Source organism: Sporichthyaceae bacterium, from assembly GCA_036493475.1.
GTDB lineage: Bacteria > Actinomycetota > Actinomycetes > Sporichthyales > Sporichthyaceae > DASQPJ01.
This window is the reverse complement of sequence record DASXPS010000015.1, coordinates 1-3,367: the sequence shown is the minus strand read 5'-3', so window position 1 is coordinate 3,367 and position 3,367 is coordinate 1. Positions and strand designations below refer to the sequence as shown.

Here is a 3,367-nt window from a genome sequence, read left to right as displayed (position 1 = left end):
GAGCACGGCCCGCAGGGCCGCGCGCAGTGTCGTGGCTGGGCCGGCGGCCACGTGAGCTACGTCGAAAGCTGGCTACGCGCCGCCGCAGGCGGCGCGCTTGATCCCATAGAGGGGAATTCGGCAACACAGGATGGTGCGGTGGGACCAGACAGTTATCGCGTACTCAGTCAGCAGGCAGTCAGCAGACCAGACAGTCAGCAACAGAGACAGCAACAGAGACAGAGACACGCGCTGCGGTAGTCATCGCAGACAGTCAAGCATCAGGCGGGACCAGACTGTCAACGGTCAAGTTGTGGTCCCCGCTGGTGGCCAAGTAAAAGTCCCCACCCCTCGGGTTGATCAGCTCCTTCTGGCGGCTCCTTCCTGGCGGGTTCGGGCTTCGCGCATGCGGTAGGACTCGCCGTCGGTGACCACGACGTTGGCGTGGTGCAGCAGTCGGTCGAGCAGGCTGACGGCGGTGGTGTGCTCGGGCAGGAACCGGCCCCAGGACTCGAAGGGCCAGTGCGAGGCGATGCCCAGGGCGCGGCGTTCGTAGGCGGCGGCGATGAACCGGAACAGCAGCTGCGCTCCGGTGTCATCGAGCGGGGCGAACCCGACCTCGTCGCAGATGATGAGGTCGTTGCGGAGCAGGGTGTCGATGACCCGGCCGACGCTGTTGTCGGCCAGGCCGCGGTAGAGGGTCTCGACGAGCTCGGCGGCGGTGAAGTAGCGGACCCGGTGCCCCGCTTGAACGGCGGCGACGCCGAGCGCGACCAGGAGGTGGCTCTTGCCGGTACCGGCCGGTCCGACCAGGCAGAGATTCTCTGTCGCGGTGATCCATTCCAGGCTGGCGAGGTAGTCGAGGGTCGCGGGTTTGATCGTGGACACCGCGCGGTCGAACTCGTCGAGGGTCTTGACGACCGGGAACGCGGCGGCCTTGGCGCGGGTGCGGGCGTTGGAGGCGTCGCGGGCGGTGATCTCGGCCTCGACCAGGGTGCGCAGCAGCTCCTCCGGTGTCCACCGTTGGGTCTTCGCGGTGGCCAGCAGCTCCGGGGCGAGCTGGCGCATCGCGGCAAGCTTGAGACGGCGCAACCCGGCCGCGAGGTCGGGCGCCAACACCGGCGCGGCCGCGCTCACGACGAATTCCCGGCCGCGGCGCTGCCGGTCGCGGTGCCGCCGAGGGCGTAGTCGGTCAGGGGGCGGGTCGGGACGCGGGGCAGTTCGAGCACGAGGGCGTCCCCGGCGGTGGTGGGCTGTGGTGTTCCGGTGCCGGCGGCGAGGATGGAGCGCACGTCCGCGGCTCGCCAGCGGCCGAACGCGACCGCCCTGCCCAGGGCGTCGAGGAACGGTCGTTCGCCGTGCGCGGCGGCCAGGGTGTTCAGCTCGACCAGCTCGGGACCGAGGCGGGTGTTGCCGGCCGCGGCGGCGCCGGTGATGAACGCCTCCGCGGTCGGGCCGAGCGCGCAGAACGCCTTCTCCTGCACCGTTTTCGGGCGCACCGCTCGGCGCGGTGCCGGGCGTGGCCCACCGTAGTGATCATCGTGGATCGATGCCTCACCGGGCGCGACCAGCAGGTGCTCGGCCACCATGTCACCCTCGCCGGTACCGGCCATGATCGACAGCGTCCGGTCGGCCTCGACGTGCAGGCGGACCTGCTGGCCGATCAACCGAACCGGGACCGAGTAGCGGGCGGACCCGAAGCGGACACAGGCCAGCCGGTCGACCTTGCGGATCACTGACCTGCCGATGCGCGCCCGCAGCGACGGCAACGCGGCCAGCAGTTCCCGCTCGATGCTCAGCCGCTCGGCCGGCACCGCGCGGATCTCCGAGTGCATCACGGCGTTGACCTCGACACACCACGCCGCGGCCGCGACGTTCGCCGCCTCCAGGTCGGTGAACGGCTCCCCGGACCCGCCGACGCCGGGGATCATCAGGTCGGTCTTGGCATAGCCGACCAGGTTCTCCACGATCCCCTTCGACTCCGGATCCGACGCCTCGCAGAAATCGGGACGGAACCCGTGATGGGCAGCGAAGCGCACGTAGTCAGCCGTCGGCACGACCGTGTTCGCGACCACCCCGCCCTTCAGACACCCCATCCGGTCGGCGAGCACCACCGCGGGGACCCCGCCCAACTGATCGAAGCACTCCGCCAGCAGCGCCAGCGTCGTGTCGGCGCGCTCGTTGTCGGCGAAGCGCACGAACCGGACCCGGCACCACGCGAGCACCGCGCAGAACACGTGCAACCCGCCCAGCACCCCCCAGTCGATGACCAGATGCTCACCTGGTGACCACACCGCCGGGCGCCGACCGCGATGATTGTCGTTGCGCCACAACGCTTTCCGCGCCGCGACCAGCCGTCGAAGGTTGCGGGCTGACCCCTCATAGCCCGCGGCGCGGGCGGCCGGCAGGAGGCGCTTCGCGGTGATCCGGCCCTTCGACTTCTCCACCCGCTCGGCCACCAACTCGATGACCGCGTCGTAGTTACGGCCACGCGGCACCCGGGTCGACGCCGCGCCGCCGGACTCATGCCGGGCGATCACCCGCCTCACCGTCTTCGGCGTGGTGCCGCTGATCGCAGCCGCGCCACGATAGCTGCCCACCTCGCGGTAGGCGGAAATGATGTCCATCCGTTCCCTCGCAGACTTCAATGGAGCCCCCTGGGCGGTGCGGTGACTGGTTGGCACCGCCACCGTCACCGCCCAGGGCCCACGCTCCGGGTCGACACGACGAACGAGGGGTGAGGACTTCTATCTGGCCACCAGCGGGGACCTACACCTGGCCATCAGCGAGGACTTTCCCATGGCCATGGACACCCACGAGCGATCATGACTCAACTACCTGGGACTGACGACCCTGATGCCTCAGATAGATGCCACCGTGACTCATCCGCGCATTCAGCCCAGGACTGTCCCAGGAACGGTGTTTCCGGCCCGACACGCCGGGCTGGGTCCGGCGGGATGGGCGCTGTGAGTGATGACATCGGTTTCCGTGAACACACGGGAGAACGTGACCAAGTCAGGGCGGCAGCTGTCGCCGGAGCAGGCCGCCGCGGCGGCGATGGTGGCCGAGGCGCGGCAGCGCGGGTTGGAGCTGACCGGTCCGGGTGGGTTGTTGAAGTTGTTCACGAAGAATGTGTTGGAGGTGGCGCTGAACGAGGAAATGACCGAGCATCTCGGTCACGAGAAGAATCAGGCGGACCCTGGTCGGGACTCGGTCAATGTGCGGAACGGCGCTCGGCCGAAGACCGTGATCTCGGACGCCGCCGGAGAAGTGGCCATCGACGTACGACGAGATCGGGAAGGAACATTCGAACCGCAAATCGTCAAGAAACGGCAGCGGCGGCTGACCGATGTCGATGAGATCGTGCTGTCGCTGTATGCGAAGGGGT

General features: G+C 68.8%; 3 protein-coding genes. 1 reads left to right on the top strand and 2 read right to left on the bottom strand.

Annotated features, from left to right (window positions below; translation table 11 throughout):
* Positions 1-339: 339 nt before the first annotated feature.
* Complete coding sequence (gene istB, locus VGJ14_01610; GenBank protein ID HEY2831094.1) at positions 340-1,116, bottom strand: IS21-like element helper ATPase IstB; 777 nt, start codon at positions 1,114-1,116, stop codon at positions 340-342.
* Positions 1,113-2,627 (bottom strand): IS21 family transposase, encoded by a 1,515-nt coding sequence (istA, locus tag VGJ14_01605; protein HEY2831093.1) that lies wholly within the window; start codon positions 2,625-2,627, stop codon positions 1,113-1,115. The genes istB and istA overlap by 4 nt, the downstream gene beginning before the upstream one ends.
* 325 nt (positions 2,628-2,952) lie before the next feature.
* Between istA and VGJ14_01600 the strand changes: the two genes are divergently transcribed.
* Positions 2,953-3,367, top strand: a 415-nt coding sequence (locus tag VGJ14_01600; protein ID HEY2831092.1) for a transposase, incomplete at its 3' end; no start/stop codon positions are given.